The sequence below is a fragment of the Saccharopolyspora sp. NPDC049357 genome (assembly GCF_040677225.1).
GTDB lineage: Bacteria > Actinomycetota > Actinomycetes > Mycobacteriales > Pseudonocardiaceae > Saccharopolyspora.
Genome location: NZ_JBFAQJ010000061.1, coordinates 1 through 15920 on the forward strand (window position 1 = coordinate 1; position 15920 = coordinate 15920).

General features: G+C 69.4%; 15 protein-coding genes and 1 tRNA gene. 6 read left to right on the plus strand and 10 right to left on the minus strand.

The genetic code is table 11. The annotated features are described in order from the left end of the window. Window positions 1-60 precede the first annotated feature (60 nt). Window positions 61-1896, minus strand: coding sequence for a prolyl oligopeptidase family serine peptidase (locus tag AB0J91_RS31075; RefSeq protein WP_363876101.1), 1836 nt, complete (start codon window positions 1894-1896; stop codon window positions 61-63). Window positions 1897-1942: 46 nt separating this feature from the next. Then, window positions 1943-2479, minus strand: coding sequence for a CGNR zinc finger domain-containing protein (locus AB0J91_RS31080; protein WP_363876104.1), 537 nt, complete (start codon window positions 2477-2479; stop codon window positions 1943-1945). 38 nt (window positions 2480-2517) lie between these two features. Between AB0J91_RS31080 and AB0J91_RS31085 the strand changes: the two genes are divergently transcribed. Continuing rightward, complete coding sequence (locus tag AB0J91_RS31085) at window positions 2518-3465, plus strand: EamA family transporter (protein ID WP_363876107.1); 948 nt, start codon at window positions 2518-2520, stop codon at window positions 3463-3465. A gap of 211 nt (window positions 3466-3676) precedes the next feature. Here the strand turns inward: AB0J91_RS31085 and AB0J91_RS31090 are convergent, their stop codons facing one another. Both AB0J91_RS31090 and AB0J91_RS31095 read right to left on the minus strand, forming a co-directional pair. Next, window positions 3677-4135 (minus strand): TspO/MBR family protein, encoded by a 459-nt coding sequence (locus AB0J91_RS31090; RefSeq protein ID WP_363876164.1) that lies wholly within the window; start codon window positions 4133-4135, stop codon window positions 3677-3679. Window positions 4136-4317: 182 nt separating this feature from the next. Beyond that, entirely contained in the window at window positions 4318-5730 is a 1413-nt protein-coding gene (locus AB0J91_RS31095) for a bifunctional diguanylate cyclase/phosphodiesterase (RefSeq protein ID WP_363876110.1), read from the minus strand. A gap of 282 nt (window positions 5731-6012) precedes the next feature. Here AB0J91_RS31095 and AB0J91_RS31100 point away from each other — a divergent pair, with 282 nt between their 5' ends. After that, on the plus strand, window positions 6013-6936 hold the full coding sequence (locus AB0J91_RS31100) for an AraC family transcriptional regulator (RefSeq protein ID WP_363876113.1): 924 nt from the start codon (window positions 6013-6015) through the stop codon (window positions 6934-6936). A 109-nt stretch (window positions 6937-7045) separates the two neighbouring features. Here the strand turns inward: AB0J91_RS31100 and AB0J91_RS31105 are convergent. Both AB0J91_RS31105 and AB0J91_RS31110 read right to left on the minus strand, forming a co-directional pair. Then, a tRNA-Pro gene (locus tag AB0J91_RS31105) sits at window positions 7046-7119 on the minus strand. Between the two features lie 50 nt (window positions 7120-7169). Continuing rightward, the gene (locus tag AB0J91_RS31110) at window positions 7170-8132 is read right to left on the minus strand and encodes a metallophosphoesterase (protein WP_363795265.1); all 963 of its coding nucleotides are present in this window, start codon (window positions 8130-8132) and stop codon (window positions 7170-7172) included. 69 nt (window positions 8133-8201) lie between these two features. Here AB0J91_RS31110 and AB0J91_RS31115 point away from each other — a divergent pair, with 69 nt between their 5' ends. After that, complete coding sequence (locus tag AB0J91_RS31115; RefSeq protein WP_363876116.1) at window positions 8202-8672, plus strand: GatB/YqeY domain-containing protein; 471 nt, start codon at window positions 8202-8204, stop codon at window positions 8670-8672. Window positions 8673-8681: 9 nt separating this feature from the next. Here the strand turns inward: AB0J91_RS31115 and AB0J91_RS31120 are convergent, their stop codons facing one another. Together AB0J91_RS31120 and AB0J91_RS31125 are read right to left on the minus strand one after the other, a co-directional pair. Then, window positions 8682-9467 carry a siderophore-interacting protein gene (locus AB0J91_RS31120; protein ID WP_363876118.1) on the minus strand — a complete coding sequence of 262 codons (786 nt, stop codon included), beginning with the start codon at window positions 9465-9467 and terminating at the stop codon, window positions 8682-8684. 33 nt (window positions 9468-9500) lie between these two features. After that, window positions 9501-11912: a transglycosylase domain-containing protein gene (locus AB0J91_RS31125; RefSeq protein ID WP_363876121.1), complete on the minus strand. Its 2412-nt coding sequence runs from the start codon at window positions 11910-11912 to the stop codon at window positions 9501-9503. A 253-nt stretch (window positions 11913-12165) separates the two neighbouring features. Between AB0J91_RS31125 and AB0J91_RS31130 the strand changes: the two genes are divergently transcribed. Then, window positions 12166-12465: a WhiB family transcriptional regulator gene (locus AB0J91_RS31130; protein ID WP_132678156.1), complete on the plus strand. Its 300-nt coding sequence runs from the start codon at window positions 12166-12168 to the stop codon at window positions 12463-12465. Between the two features lie 65 nt (window positions 12466-12530). On the opposite strand, the gene AB0J91_RS31135 is transcribed toward AB0J91_RS31130, so the two are convergent. Together AB0J91_RS31135 and AB0J91_RS31140 are read right to left on the minus strand one after the other, a co-directional pair. After that, on the minus strand, window positions 12531-13670 hold the full coding sequence (locus tag AB0J91_RS31135; RefSeq protein ID WP_363876124.1) for an ArsA-related P-loop ATPase: 1140 nt from the start codon (window positions 13668-13670) through the stop codon (window positions 12531-12533). Further along, the gene (locus tag AB0J91_RS31140) at window positions 13667-14668 is read right to left on the minus strand and encodes an ArsA-related P-loop ATPase (protein ID WP_363876127.1); all 1002 of its coding nucleotides are present in this window, start codon (window positions 14666-14668) and stop codon (window positions 13667-13669) included. The genes AB0J91_RS31135 and AB0J91_RS31140 overlap by 4 nt, the downstream gene beginning before the upstream one ends. A gap of 346 nt (window positions 14669-15014) precedes the next feature. Here AB0J91_RS31140 and AB0J91_RS31145 point away from each other — a divergent pair, with 346 nt between their 5' ends. Then, a complete protein-coding gene (locus tag AB0J91_RS31145; RefSeq protein ID WP_179717060.1) occupies window positions 15015-15173 on the plus strand; it encodes a DUF4177 domain-containing protein in 159 nt (52 codons plus the stop codon). Window position 15174: 1 nt separating this feature from the next. Then, window positions 15175-15633 carry a RidA family protein gene (locus AB0J91_RS31150; RefSeq protein WP_363795279.1) on the plus strand — a complete coding sequence of 153 codons (459 nt, stop codon included), beginning with the start codon at window positions 15175-15177 and terminating at the stop codon, window positions 15631-15633. Window positions 15634-15920 lie beyond the last annotated feature (287 nt).

The following is a 15920-nucleotide window of genomic DNA, read 5'->3' on the forward strand; positions in this document are numbered from 1 at the left end:
GAAATTCGAGTCCGAACTCGGGCACTCGAATTTCGCGCGAAATTCGAACGGTCTCGGCCCTCAGGCGAGGCCGACCGCCCGCTGGGCGAAGTGGATCTCGGTCGCGACCTGGCGCAACGTCTCGGCGACGACCAGCGAGCCGTGGCCGGCGTCGTAGCGGTAGAACTCGAACGGGATCTCCCGCTCGCCCAGCCGGTCCAGGTAGTTGAGGATCTGCTGGATCGGGCAGCGCGGGTCGTTGTCCCCGGCCAGGACCAGGACCGGCGCGCGCACCTGGTCGATGTAGGTGATCGGCGAGGCCGTCTCGTAGACCTCCGGGATCTCCTCCGGGGAACCGCCGAACAGGGCGCGGTCGTAGGCGCGCAGCGGCTCCATCTCGTCGGCGAACGCCGAGACGTAGTCGGCCACCGGCACTCCGGCGACACCGCCCGCCCAGCGCTCCGGCTGCGTGCCCAGGGCGAGCAGCGTCAGGTAGCCGCCCCACGACGCGCCCGCGACGACGCTCAGGGCCGGGGTGGTCAGCCCGGACTTGATCGCCCAGTCGTGCACCAGCGCCACGTCTTCGAGCTCGGTCGTGCCCGGCCTGCCCTCGATGGCGTCCCGCCAGGCCGAGCCGTAGCCGGTGGAACCCCGGTAGTTGATCTCCACGACGGCGAACCCGGCGTCCAGCCAGGCCGCGCGGTAGGCGGAGAACCGGTCCTCGTCGGCCGCGTGCGGGCCGCCGTGCAGGCTGAACACCGTCGGGATGCGGCCGGCCTCGGCGCCCTCGGGCCGTGCGACCAGCGCGTGCACCGCGTCGTTCGGGCCGTGGGGGACCTCGACGAACACGTCGGTCACGGGTGCCGTGCCCGGCGGCCGTTCGCCGGGCGGGGTCAGCAGCACCCGGTCGTCGCCGGTGGCCGACACCGTGCGCACCAGCGACGGGGTCGCCGCCGACGACCACACGTACTCCACGGCGTGGTCCGGCCGCACCGAAGCGCCCGCGACGGTGCCGGGGGGAGTGGCGAGCTCGGTGAGCTCACCGGAGTCCAGGTCGTAGCGGTGCATGGTGGTGCGCGCGTGCTGGGTGTGCGCGATCAGCAGCGCTTCGCCGTCGGGGTACCAGTCGGCGGAGACCTCGCCGGGCAGGCCCAGTTCGATCTCGGTCTCGGTGTCGGTGACGACGTCCCAGATCAGCAGCTCTTCCTTGCCGCGGCGCTCGTGCAGCACCAGCAGCCTCGGGTCGCCGGTGACCGGCGCGAACTCCAGCGCGTCCAGCGACTTGCCGGGTCCGTCCCACTTCTCGGCGACCTCGGATCCGTCGGTGCGCAGCACCCGCAGCGCGGGGTGCCGGGAGTCGCCGTGCTCGGAGTGCGAGATGACGAGCATGGTCTCGTCCCAGGACATCGCCGACAGCCCGCCGTCCTGCTCGTGCTCGTAGAGCACCTCGGGCGCACCGCCGTCGCGCACCACCCACACGGTGACGCCGTCGTCGGTGGACATGCCGAGCCCGGTCACCGAGCTGCCCAGCTCCAGCCCGGCCGGGTAGCCGGGGTGGGTTCCGGGAACGGCGGGCTCGGGGTCACCGGCCTTGAACGGCTGGACCTTCCAGCTGCCGAACTCGTCGCCGTCGGTGTCGTCGAACCACCAGATCTCGCGGCCGTCGACCGACAGCGTCCCGTGGAAAGTCCCTTGTGGACGATCGGTGACCTGCCGGTGATCGTCGGAGTCGCGGTCCCAGGCGTAGATCTCCCAGGTGCCGCTGAAGTTCGACACGTACAGGCTGCGCTGCGGCGCGTCCCGGGCCCAGTCGGGCAGGGACACGCGCGGGGCGGTGAACCGCGTCCGCCACCGGGTCTCGCGTTCCGGATCGTCGAACAGCGCGCTGGGGATCTTCGCCTCGGGATAGGTGCTCACGTCCCCGATACTGCCCGATCGGCTCGCCGGGTGCGCGCACCCGGTCTCAGCGCTTCTTGCTGCGGGCCCGGTAGGCGGCGACGGCGTTGCGGTTGGCGCAGGCGGTGGTGCAGAAGCGGCGGGAGCGGTTGCGGGTGAGGTCGATGACCACGCCCTGGCAGTTCTCGTCGGCGCACAGCGACAGCCGGGACATCTCGTCGAGCCGCACGACGTCGACCATCGCCATCGCGACCTCCACGATCACCCGGCGGGCCAGCGGGGCGTCGGTGTCGATCGCGTGCAGGTGCCAGTCCTCGCCGCCGTGCCGCACGAGCTGGGGGAGTGCCCCGGCTTCGGCGAGCATGGCGTTGACCAGCTCCGCCGCCCGGTCGCGGTCGGTGGTGAGCAGGTCGCGCAGGACGGGTCGCAGCGCGCGGAGCTCGTTGAGCTCGGTCTCGTCGCGGTCGTGGCGCCCGGTGTAGCGGTGCTCGGCGAACCAGGCGTCGACGGCCTGCACGGTGGTCAGCGAGTCGGGGTCCTCCGCGCTGTTGACCAGTGCGACCGCAGCCTGCAGCGCCGCTTCCGTGTCATGGCCAAAAATCATGTTGACATATTACACCCTCGTCCATAGCGTCATTTGTCATGACACGGTTAGCAGATGACATCGCTGGTGTGCGCGCTACTTCGAGGCTCGGCAGCGGGCTGCTGCTCGCACTGCTCTCGGCGGCCTCGTTCGGCATGGCGGGTGCGTTGGCGCGCGGTCTGCTCGAAGCCGGGTGGAGCCCGGGCGCGGTGGTGCTGGTGCGGCTGAGCGTCGGCGCGCTGGCGCTGGCCCCGTTCGCGCTGATCGCGCTGCGCGGCAGGTGGTGGCTGCTGCGCGCGCAGCTCCGCCCGGTGCTGATCTACGGCGCGCTCGGCATGGCGGGCACGCAGTTCTGCTACTTCTCCGCGGTGAGCACGATGGACGTGGCTCCCGCGCTGCTCATCGAGTTCACGGCACCGGTGGCGATCGTGGGCTGGTTGTGGCTGCGACGAGGGCAGCGGCCGCGACCGCTGACGGTCCTGGGGGCGTGCTCGGCCATCGCCGGACTCGTGTTCGCGCTGGACCTGGCCTCGGGCGCGGACATCGCGTGGACGGGCGCGGCGTGGGCGTTCGCGGCGATGATCGGCAACGCCGCGTACTTCCTGATCTCGGGCGAGACCGACGGCGTCCTCCCGCCGATCACCCTCGCAGGCGCGGGCCTGGTCCTCTCGGCGGTCATCCTCGGGGTGCTGGGTGCGATCGGAATCCTCCCCATGCACGCGAATTTCGACTCGGCCGTCTACGCGATCGGCGAGACCCCCTGGTGGGCACCGCTCGTGGCGCTCGGCGTGATCGCCGCCGCCATCGCCTACACGACGGGCACGGCGGCCACGCGGCGTCTCGGGTCCCGCCTGGCCTCCTTCGTCGCCCTCATCGAGGTCGTCGCCAGCGCCCTGTTCGCCTGGCTGCTCCTCGACCAGCAGCCGGGCCCGGCGGTGATCGTCGGCGGCCTGCTGATCATCACCGGAGTCGTCCTCGTCCGCCTCGGAGACCGGGACGTGGCCTGATCACCGCCGCACCTCGCCACCCGCCGCAGGCAGCACCGCAGCGGTGCCCCTCCGATCTCATCGACGAACGGCTCGATCCCGCGTCCCGCGTCGTCGACGGTTCGCAGCTCCGCCAGAACTCCCTCTGCGATCGGCAGCACTCGAAGGTCCATGCCCCGATCGTCGTCGCCGGAGGCACCCGGATCCGGCGGGAATCGGCCATCGCAACGGCTCAGGGGTTGCGGCGGGCGATCGCCGTCGACAGCGCGGTGGCGAAGGCGCACCACGCCACGTAAGGCGCCAGGGCGGCCCCGGCTCGCGCATCGGCCCGCGCCGCCCGCGCGAGCAGGTCGACCGAGCTCGCGGTGAGCGCGGCGGCCTCCACCGCCGCCCACGAGGGACGCCGCGCGCCCCAGAAAACCCAGGTCCACCCGGCGTTGAGCAGCAGGTTCGCGGTCAGGGCAGGCGCGAAACCAGAACGCCGGGGGAGCTTGGACAGCGCGACCGCCGAGGACACGGCGATGTCGGCGTACAGCGCGGTCCACACCGGCCCGAACACCTGCGGAGGCGGCTGCCACCGGGGCTTGCGCAACTCGCGGAACCACACCCCATCAGCGTCCACCGCACTCGCCCCGACGACCGCAGTCGCCGCGACCGCAACCCCACTCCCGACCAACGCACGCCACCGCATCCAGCGATTGTCACCCCGCAACCACCAACCCGCCTCGCGCACGACCGGTCGCCGCTCGGTGACGGCGAGGTGCTGCTCCCGCGTGATCGCGACCGGCCGCAACACCACCCGGATCAAGCACGGCGACACCCCGACCTCCAGCTCTGCGGCATCTCGGCGACTGTCCGCACCAGGGGCTCCGGTTAGAGACGGGGGAGGGAGTTGTGCCGCAGGAGCGTTCGCAGGTCTGGTGGGGTGAGCGCTGGTGCGAAGAGCCAGCCTTGGTACGCGTCCACACCGAGGTCGTGCAATGCGCGGAACTGAGCCGGGGTCTCAACGCCCTCCGCGATGCAGAGGCGTCCTGTGGAGTGGCTCATGTCCAGGACGGCGCGTGCGATCGCGTGGTCCGAGGGATCGGTGTTGATGCCGGACACGAACCTCCGGTCGATTTTGATCAGGCTGACCGGCAGGGTCTTGAAGCCGATCAACGAGGAATAGCCAACGCCGAAGTCGTCCATGGCGAACCGGACGCCCCGCTCTGTCAGCTCGCGCATCGCGCGTTGGGTGCGCGGCGACAGATCGGTGCACGTGGTCTCGACGAGTTCGAGCACGAGTCGATCCGGCCGGATCCCGCTGTCCTCGATGATCTCGGTGACCTCGTCCGCGAAATCCGGTTGATCTGGGCGCAGAGCCGCGAGGTTGACCGTGACCGAGACCGACTCGGGCCAGGTCGCCGCCTCGCGCACGGCGGTGCGGATAACCCAGCGGTCCAGGTCGTGCAGCAGATCCCCCTTCTTCGCGGTGGGGAGGAACTCGCCCGGGGCCAGTTCGCGACCCAGGTGGTGCCAGCGGACGAGCGCTTCGGCGAACTGGACGGTGTCGGCGCTGTCGAAGATGGGCTGGTAGCGCAACGACAGTTCGTCGTTGCGGAGGGCGTCCCGCAGCTCGGCTTCGCGATGCAGGTGCGTGTTGGCGTCGTTCATCAAGGACTCATCGGCCAGGCAGATCTGCCCGGGACCGCTTCGCTTGGCCTCGAACAGCGCTGCGTCCGCGAAACGCAGGAGATCGTCGCCGTTGGAGCCAGGAGGCGAGCGGTCGCTCGCCGCAGCCCCGATCGAGGCGGTGATGCGGACATCGAGCCCGCCCTGCACGCGGACAGTGCTGCGCAGCAGGTGTGACACGTGAGTGGTCAATGCCTCCAAGTCCCCGACCGCCGCCACATCAGGGCAGACGACGAGGCACTTGTCGCCCGAGAGCCGAGCCACGGTGCAGCTCGCGGGTGCACTGCTCTGCAACTGCCGGGTCAAGGTCACGATCAGCTCGTCCCCGGCTTCGTGCCCCAGCGCGTGGTTGACCCTGGAGAAGCGGTTGATGTCGCAGCAGAGGACGGCGACGATCCGGGAGCCCGCGTCCTTCAACAGGTCCGTGAGAAGGTCGCGGGCCGCGATGCCGTCCGGCAGACCGGTCAGCGGATCGCGGCCGCTCGCCCTGTGGTGGGGGCCCTCGGGCGAGGACCGAGGACCGGATCCTGCTCTGAAGGGGTTGATCGGGCTTCGTCCGCCGGGGAGTGCATGGAAGCGCGGACCCGTCGCCTTGGTGGCGTTGGAACCGGACACGATTACCTCCCTCCTCCTCCACGCACCGATCAGTGCGCTCAACTGTGCGAACCGTCGTTCTGCACTGGACGATGCCTCGACTCGCGTGTCGCGAATAGAACGCACGTGCGCCTTGTCTAGGACGGTCTTGCTCTGTTTGGCAGCGTCCGGGAGGTCGCCAGGACCGATCAGCGATCGATTGCTCCCACGTCAACTTCTTCGCAGCTGAGCCGCGGAGAACGAGGCTGACAAGCAGTCCTGCGGCGGACTAGCCTGATGTATTGGTCCGTATGGAGTAATGCGATGTCAAATCTGATCACACCGGATGAAGTCCCGAACTGGGTCCCGGGTCAGCTGACGGTCCGCAACCCGGAGAAGGGGTGGTCGGGCCTTTCCGTGCGCGGCTACCGGTACAACGGCTCCGACGTCGAAGTCCCCGCAGTGCGGGACTTCGTGATCGTGGCCTACCGCGAAGGGCACACCGACATGCGTCGCCGGGTCGAGGGGCGTTGGTCCAGCGCCGACGTCGGGCCGGGGGACGTCTCACTGCTGACCCGAGCTGCCGATTCGAGGTGGGTGTGGTCGGAGGACCTCGACGTCCTGCTCGTGTTCCTCACCGAGCAGGAAGTCGTGGAGACGTGCCGGCAGATGTACGACCGGGACCTGTACGACGTCGAGGTCCGGGACGTGTTGCAGGCGAGCGACCCGGGCATCCACCGGACGGCGCTGCTCGCGGCTCGTGAGGCGGCTTCCGGTGCGGTCGGGAGCCAGTTGATGATCGACTCGCTGTCGTGTCAGCTCGCGGTGCAACTCCTGCGCAGCTACGCGCACATCCAGTTCCGGGAGGCCGGAGCGGGCGACCGCCTCACCTTCCAGCAGCTGCGCCTCGTGCGCGAGTACATCCGCGAGCACCTGAACGAAGACCTTTCCTTGCAGGACCTGGCAGGAGTGCTGGCGCTGAGCAAGTTCCACTTCGCCCGCCGCTTCCGCAACGCCACCGGCACGACACCGCACAGGTTCGTGTTCCAGGAACGCTTGGAACGCGCGCAGGAGCTCATGCGGGGAAGCGGGACGACGTTCGCGGAGATCGCCAGGGTGTGCGGGTTCGCGGATCAAAGCCACATGAATCGGCACTTCCGCAAGCGGTTCGGAACCACGCCCACCCGATACCGGCAGGAAGCAGCGGCCCAACCCAATTCCGCGCAGCGAAGGCTGCACAGGCCTTGACGTGAAGTTGTGGCGCGAAGAAGCGCGATTCCAAGACCTTCGCCCTGTCAGCGGCCGATCTGGGCGTAGAAAAAGGGCCTGGTCAGAAACTCTGACCAGGCCCTTCTCGTCGGGGTGGCGGGATTTGAACCCACGACCTCTTCGACCCGAACGAAGCGCGCTCCCAAGCTGCGCCACACCCCGATATCCAGCTCTGAGGCATCTCGGGTGCTCGCCTCAGCGCTGGATATAGCTTAGCGGATGCTCTCTCCCGCTCCGTAAGGGGTCCTGCTTTCGGCGTTCTCCCTGGTCATGGCCGGGTTTTCGGTTCGAGGCAGCAAGGTCAGCAGCGTCGCTTCCGGCGGGCACGCGAAGCGGACCGGGGCGTACGGCGAGGTGCCCAGGCCGGCCGAGACGTGCAGGTGCATCCGCTCGCCCCAGGTGGAGGCGCCGCGGGCGCGGGTGCGGTCGATGTCGCAGTTGGTCGTCAGGGCGCCGTAGCCCGGCACGCGCAGCTGGCCGCCGTGGGTGTGCCCGGCCATCACCAGGTCGTAGCCGTCCTCGGCGAAGCTGTCCAGCACCCGGGGCTCGGGCGAGTGGGTGATGCCGAGCTTGAGTCCCGCGTCCGCCGGGGGCCGGCCCGCGATCTCCTCGTAGCGATCCAGGTGCAGGTGCGGGTCGTCCAGGCCGGCGACGTGGATCTTCGTGCCGTTGACGTCGATGTCGTGGCGGCGGTGGGTGGCGTCGAGCCAGCCGTGCTCGGTCATCGCTGCGCGCAGGTCCCGCCACGGCAGCGGCTCGCCGTGGATGCGCTTGGTCTTCGCCGACGGGAGCAGGTAGCGGGCCGGGTTCTTCGGCTTCGGGCCGTAGTAGTCGTTGCTGCCGAAGATGAACACCCCGGGCTTGGACAGCAGTGGCCCCATCGCGCGCAGCGCCGCCGGGACCGCCTGCGGATGCGCCAGGTTGTCGCCGGTGTTGACCACGAAGTCGGGGTCGAGGTCGGCGAGCTCGGCGACCCACCGCTGCTTCGACCGCTGGTTCGGCATCATGTGCAGGTCAGAGATGTGCAGCACCCGCAGCGGGGGTGTGCCCTCGGCAAGGACCGGAACCGTGGCCTGGCGCAACGTCCAGTGCCGCCGTTCGATTGCCGCCGAGTAGGTGAGCGTCGCGGCGCCGACCGCGCCCGCGCTGAGCAGAATCCGCCCGAACTTGTTCACCCTCCCAAGCCTACGTCTCGACAGGGGTCGGCGGCCCGCCGCCCGCGTGCCTGGCGCGATAATCGGCGCATGGCAGAGCTCAAGGAAAAGCTGCGCGCGGACCTGTCCGCCGCGATGAAGCAACGCGACACCGCCGTCACCGGAGTCCTGCGCATGGCGCTGGCCGCCGTGGGCAAGGAGGAGGTGTCCGGCAAGCAGCAGCGGGAGCTCTCCGACGACGAGGTGCTCAAGGTGCTGTCCAAGGAGGCCAAGAAGCGCGACGAGGCGTCGGAGGCCTTCCGCTCGGCCGGTCGTGACGAGCAGGCCGACTCCGAAGCCTCCGAGGCCGAGATCCTGCGCCGCTACCTGCCCCAGCAGCTCTCCGACGACGAGCTGTCCTCATTGGTCACCGAGGCCATCGCCGAGGTCGAGGCCGAGTTGGGCGAGCGTCCGGGCATGAAGCAGATGGGCCAGGTCATGAAGGCCGCCAACGCCAAGGCCGCGGGCCGCGCCGAGGGCGGCAAGGTCGCCGGGATCGTCAAGGCCCAGCTCCAGGGCTGAGCCTCCGGTTCAGTCGTCGGAGGTGTTCTGGCGCCAGTAGGCGAGGGCGTAGAGGTGGCGGCGGTCCAGGCCGAGCTCGTGCTGGCAGTGGTCGCGCAGCCGGTGGACCGCCTCGGCCTCCGCGCCGACCCACACGTAGGGGTCCGGGCCCAGGTCGGTGTCGCGGACGGCGTCGAGGAGCAGGTCGCCCTGGCCCGCCGGGATGCCGTCGCGGTGGAGCCAGCGCCAGGTGACCTCGGCCGCCGAGTCGATCCGCTGCTCCTCGGATTCGTCGGCGACCTCGGCGAAGACACGGGCTCGCGCCCCGGCAGGCAGCTCTTCGAGGATCGCGGCGATCGCCGGAAGCGCCGTCTCGTCGCCGATCAGCACCAGCGGATCCGCGGCGGGATTCGGCTGGTAGGCCGGGCTGGGGCCGACCGTGACGATCTGGTCGCCCGGTTCGGCCTCCGACGCCCACTTGCTGCCCGGCCCGTCGTGGTCGTGGACCACGAAGTCGATCGCCAGCTCCCGGCGCTCGGCGTCGAAGCTGCGGACCGTGTAGGTGCGCTGCCGGGGCTGCTCGTCGCGGGGGAGGGCGAAGACCTCCTCGCGGGTGCGGCCCAGCGGCATCGGCTTGCCCGGTTGCGGCAGGCAGAGCTTGATCCGCTGGTCGCTGCCGTTGCTGACGAAGTCGGCCAGCTCGTCCCCGCCGAGGACCAGCCGCACCACGCGCGGCGTGATCCGCTCGGTCGACCGCACCTCCACCAGGCGGTAGCGGGACCGGGCACGTCGGGTGCTCGCCTGCGCTCTCGTCACGCAGGCGAGTTTACGAAAACCCGATTCGCCCGGTCACCGGCCCGGCGGTGAACCCGGTGGGCTGTCCGGCGGGAGCGCCGGTGGTGCCGGTGGCTGACCTGCGGCCGGAGGCGGCGGGGCCTCCGGCGGCGCCGGCCGGTCCGTCGACGGCGGCGGCACGTAACCGGTGCTCACCGACAGCGTCACCATCTCGCCCGGCAGCGCGAAGCCGCGCGGCGTCTGACTGGTCACCGTGCCCTTCTTGCGCGGGCTGTTCACCGAGCGCTCCGAGACCTTGTAACCGGCCTTCTCCAGGGTCTCCTTGGCGCGCTCGTTGGTCAGGCCGACCACGTTGGGCACGTGGAACTCGTCGCCGCCGTTCTCGTAGCGGTCGGTCGTCGGCGGCAGCGGAGCCACCGGCAGTCCCTCGTGCACCACATTCATCGCGTCGAACCAGGTCCGCGCGGGAACCTTGCCGCCGTAGATGTTGCCGCCGTTGGCACCGCAGAGCCGAGGCGGATCGCTGTCGCAGATGCCCTGCGGCGAAGTGCCGTCGCTGAAGGTCAGCACCGAACCGGCGTACTGCGGTGTCGCTCCGAGGAACCCGGCCGACTGGTGGGCCTCGGTGGTACCGGTCTTGGACGCCACTGGACGGCTCCAGCCCGCGCCGCTGGCCGCTGCGGCGGCCGTGCCGCCGCCGGTGTCGTCCTTGCTCATGCCGATGGCCAGCGCGTTGGCCATCTTCTCGTCGACGGCCTGCTCGCACGGGTCCTCGGTGATCGACACCGGGTTGCCGTTGCGGTCCTGGATCTGCTCGATCGGCGTCGGCGGGCACCAGGTGCCGCCGCTCATGATCGTCGCGCCGACGTTGCTCAGCTCCAGCGGACTCGCCGGGGCGAACCCGAGCGTGAACGCGCCGATGTTCTTCTGCTTGACGTCCTCGGCCTGGGACGGGCCACCGGAGCCGTTGGGCGTGACCGGGTTGCCCGCCGAGGTGTTGTGCAGCAGCGTCTGGCGCATGCCCAGCCGGGTCGCCATGTCCACCGTGGGAGCCAGCCCGACCCGCTCCTGCAACGCGACGAACGCGGTGTTCGGCGAGGTCGCCAGCGCCATCTGCAGCGTGCGCGGTCCCGGCGCCACGCCTTCGGCGTTGCCGACCGTGTAGGGCCGGGTGCCGTTCTTGTAGACCTGCGAGGTGTAGGACCCGGGCGACTGGATGGTGTTGTAGATCCCCATCCCCTTCTCCAGCGCCGCCGCTGCGGTGAACACCTTGTAGATCGACCCGGCTCCGAACTTCGCCACACCGCTGGGCAGCGCGTAGGAGGTCTGGCCCTTCGACGCGTCGATGCCGAAGTCGCGGTTGGCGACCAGCGCGCGCACCTTGTGCTTTTCCTTGCCGGGCTCGACGACGCTCATCACGTTCGCGATGCCCTTGGTCTCCTTCGGCACGCCGCGCTCGGCGGCGGCCTTGGCGGCGTCGGTGGCGCGCTTGTCCATCGACGTGTGGATCGTGTACCCGCCGGTCTTGAGCTGCTCCTCGGTGAACCCGGCGCGCTCCAGGTAGTCGATGACGTAGCGGCAGAAGAACCCGTCGGACGGGCCGGCTCCGACGCAGCCGTTGGGGATGTTCTGCAGCGGTGTGACCAGGCCGAGCGGTGCGTTGCGGGCCTCGTTGGCTGCTTCCGGGGTGATCCGACGCTGGTCCTCCATCGCCTTGATCACCAGGTTGCGCCGGTTGAGCGCCTCATCGGGGTTGCTCTCCGGGTTCAGCTTGCTGGGGCTGTTGACCATGCCCGCGAGCAGCGCCGCTTGAGCGATGGTCAGCTTGTCCGGCGTGGTGCCGAAGTAGGTGCGCGCGGCGGCGGAGATGCCGTAGGCCTGATTGCCGTAGGGGACGACGTTGAGGTAGCGGGCGAGGATCTGCTCCTTGCCGACCTGCTTGTCCACCTGCAGCGCGATGCGGATCTCCCGCAGCTTGCGGCCCGGGGTCTGCTCGATCGCCTTGGCCTGCTTGACCGGGTCGTCGGCGGCGACCACGTGCACCAGGTAGTTCTTCACGTACTGCTGGGTGAGGGTGGAACCGCCCTGCGCGATGTCGCCGGACATCTGGTTGGTCACGGCGGCGCGCATGGTTCCGGCCCAGTCCACGCCCTGGTGGTCGAAGAACCGCCGGTCCTCGATGGCCACGATCGCCGCCTTCATGGTGTCGGCGATCTGGTCCGGAGCGGCCGGTGTCCGATCTTGGTTGAACAGGTAGGCGATCGGCCTCCGATCCTTGTCTGTGATCGTCGTCACAAGCGGCGGTTCCTTGGTCATCATGTCCGTGGAAATGCTGTTTACGGCGTCTCCGGCACGGTTGGAGACCACTCCGAGTGACCCCGCAGCCGGGAAGAGCAACCCCGCAACCAACACGCCAGCCAGCACACACAGACCGAAAAGCTTCAACAAGCCGTCTCGGGCACGCACGCAGCCAGCCTAAATCGCACACGCGGTGTGACGGAGTGTCACGCCCCAACTCCAACCGATGTAGTGAGTGTGAAAGATAACGGGACGACAACCGTCGGTTGGTTGTGGAACCGCTGGGCTCTACAGTCCGTCTACGTCCAGCGACAGCACTGTTGCGGTTCGGCTCCCGACTTCCGAACCGCGGCATCCGGTGCCGGGGGGCTCCGGACGAAATACAGTCGCCGACGATCCAGTGAGGAGCTGGGGGAACTCTATGTTTGAGCAGGGGGACTGGCGGGTTAACGCCGCATGTCGAGACCAGAACCCGGATCAATTGTTCGTCCGCGGGGCTGAGCAGCGCAAAGCGCGAATGGTTTGTTTTGGCTGCCCAGTGCGGACGGAGTGCCTCAGCGAGGCGCTAGACAACAAGATCGAATTCGGTGTGTGGGGTGGAATGACCGAACGCGAACGCCGGGCGCTGCTGCGCCGTCGTCCGGATGTTCGTAACTGGCGCGAATTGCTTGAGGCGGCGCGTCAGGATTACTCCGATATCGCCGAGTTTCAGGTGAGCTGATCCCCGAGAAATGATCAGGCCGGGCGTGAACGTTGAAAACGTTAATGCCCGGCCTGATTTTTGGATTATTCCCCGGCGAGCCGTCGGCCGATCTCCCGCAGACCGGCCAGATCGTGCACATCGGACGGCAAGGCCGGGACACCGACGAGTGACACCTCCGGGTGCGCTCGGGTGAACCGTGCGAGCATCCGCTTCTCCCGGTCGGCGATCGCCACCCGGTCCGCGTGGACCCGCAGCACCGCCGCCGCCAGCGGAGCCGAACCGGCGGCCTCGATCTCGTCGGCCACCGCCGCGGCGCGGTTGCCAGCCAGCTCGGCGACCACCGGGTGCGTCCGGTTGGCGACCAGTCCGACCAGCGGCATCGACTCCCCGGCCAGCCGCTCCACGAAGTAGGACGCCTCCCGCAGCGCGTCCGGCTCCGGCGCGGCGACCACCAGGAACGCCGTTCCCGGCGAGCGCAGCAGCCGGTAGGTCTGCTCGGCGCGCTGCCGGAACCCGCCGAAGGTCGAGTCGAAGGCCTGCACGAAGTTCGCGGCGTCGTTGAGCAGCTGCCCGCCGATGATCGTCGACACGGCCTTGGCGAACATGCCGAACGAAGCTCCGACGATCTTGCGCAACCCGCGCCCGCCCGCGCGCGCGGGACTGGACAGCATCTTGATGAGCCGCCCGTCCAGCACGGTCGACAGCCGCTGCGGCGCGTCCAGGAAGTCCAGCGCGGAGCGGCTGGGCGGGGTGTCGACGACGATCAGGTCCCATTCGCCTGAGGCGGCGAGCTGCCCGAGCTTCTCCATCGCCATGTACTCCTGCGTTCCGGAGAACGAGGTCGAAATGGTCTGGTAGAAGGGGTTGTTCAGGATCTGCTCGGCCCGTTCGGGCCCGGCGTGCATCTGCACCATGTCGTCGAAGGTGCGGCGCATGTCCAGCATCATCGCGTTCAGGTCGCCCGCGGGCTCGAAGCCCTCCAGCGACACCTGCTTGGGCGTGTTGCCGAGTTCCCGCAGGCCCAGAGCTTGGGCGAGCCGCCGGGCGGGGTCGATGGTGAGCACGACCGTCTTGCGCCCGCGCTCGGCTGCCCGCAACGCCAGCGCCGCCGCCGTGGTGGTCTTGCCGACCCCGCCGGAGCCGCAGCAGACGACGACGTGGGTGTCCGGGTCGTCCAGCAGCGCGTCGACGTCGACCTGGGCCGGCCGCAGCGGTTGGCTCATCGGTGGCTCCGGATGCCGTGTTCGGTGAATATCTCGGCGAGCTCGTAGAGCTCGGCGACGTCGATCCCCGCGGTGAGGTCCGGCAGCGAGACGGTGGGCAGGTCGGTGGCGGCGAGCTGGTCGCGCGCGGCGTCCTCGGCCCGGTGCCGGATGGCGTGCTCGATGGTCTCGTGGACGAGCCCGTCGAGGGTGTCGTCGTCGACCTTCAGCCCGGCGGATTCGAGTCCGGCGCGCACCCGGTCGGCGTCGACGCGGCCGTCGGCGGCGGCCGGCACCGATCGCGCGGGCAGCCTGCCGGGGCGGACCCGGTTGAGCACGACCGCTCCGGGCCGCAGGTCGGCGGCGTCGAGCTCCTCGACGGCTTCGAGGGTTTCGCGCACCGGGAGCTCTTCGAGCAGCGTGACGACGTGGACCGCGGTGTTGCTGGAGTGGACCAGGCGCACCACGCCGTCGCTGTGGTCGCGGATGGGTCCGACCTTGGCGAGGTCGGCCATGGCGCGGGTGACGTCGAGGAACTTCACCACCCGGCCGGTCGGCGGGGCGTCCACGACGACCGCGTCGTAGACGTAGCGGCCGCGTTCGTCGGTGCGGCCGACGCATTCCTTGATCTTGCCGGTGAACAGCACGTCCCGGAGGCCGGGCGCGAGCGTGGTGGCGAACTCGATGGCGCCCATCCTGCGCAGCGTCCGGCCGGCGAACCCGAGGTTGTAGAACATCGACAGGTACTCCAGCAGCGCGGGCTCGGCGTCGATGGCCAGCGCCCGCAGCTCGCCTCCACCGGGAGCCGCGGCGATCCACTCCTCGGAGTAGGGCAACGGCGCGCTGTCGAAGAGCTGCGCGATGCCCTGCCGCCCCTCGACCTCGATGAGCAGCACCTTCTTGCCGCCGGTGGCCAGCGCCAGCGCGAGCGCGGCGGCGACCGTGGTCTTCCCGGTCCCGCCTTTACCGCTGACCACGTGCAACCGCGCCTGGTTCAGCTCCCCGTCCCATGAGGTCACGAGATCAGCGTAAGTCCCCGTTTCCGGAAATGTCTCCGCACTTGTGATTGCCGTCGTCCATCCCCCACACGTCAGGCAACCGGCGAAGCCGGTTTCTCAGTGCCCCACCCGAGCAACCGGCACCGCCGCGGGTTCTGAGCGGTGCTGTGGCGAGCACGCCTCGACGCCGTGTACTTGGACATACATCAGTCGTGGCGCGCGGAGTCCACAGCGCCGCTCAGGTTCCGCTTCCCGCACCGCAGAGCAGGACGACCACAGAGCCTTGTCACTACGACCCAACCCACCGACCAGGCCGACACGACTGCCACCCAAGACGACCACCACCACAGGAATTAGGCTCCACCCCATGCAGAAGTGGGAGTACGCCACCGTTCCGTTGTTGAGTCACGCGACCAAGCAAATCCTCGACCAGTGGGGCGAGGACGGCTGGGAGCTCGTCGCCGTGCTGCCGGGTCCGACCGGTGAGCAGATGGTGGCTTACATGAAGCGGCCGAAGGAGGCCTGACATGGGTCGGTGGACGGATCGCCTGGCGGAGCTGGGCATTCCGCTGCCCGAGGTGGTCAAGCCCGTGGCCGCTTACGTGCCTGCGGTGCGGACGGGTTCGCTCGTGTTCACCGCGGGCCAGGTCCCGATGGTGGCCGGTTCGCCGGCGGGCCTGGGCAAGGTGGGCGCTGAGGTCAGCACCGAGGAAGCGCAGCAGTACGCCCGGATCTGCGCGCTGAACGCGCTGGCCGCGGTCGATTCGCTGGTCGGCCTGGACTCGATCGTCCGGGTGGTCAAGGTCGTCGGTTTCGTGGCGTCCGCTGAGGGCTTCACGGGGCAGCCGGGTGTGGTCAACGGTGCTTCGGAGCTGCTGGGCGAGGTCTTCGGCGAGGCGGGGCAGCACGCTCGCTCGGCCGTGGGTGTCGCGGAGCTGCCGCTCGGCGTGCCGGTTGAGGTCGAGTTGGTCGTCGAGGTCGAGTGAAGTCGGCATTTCGGACCTGATGCGCGGCGTCGCCCTACGCGGGGTGACGCCGCGTTTTCGTTCGGTGAGCGCGTCGTGTTCGCCGGTAGCGGAGACGTGATTTTTTCGGTGGCGGGGCTCCGGCGGGCGACTACGACAAGTACGCTGCGACCATCCTCGATCTTCGTTCGCCAGATCCGGTGTAGCCCAGATGGGGGATGTTGATTCCAACGCGTTGCGTTTGGGTCGTTCAGGTGATTGTCCGACCCGATCAGTAGCACCAAAGTTCACCTGGAAGGGTGCAGCTG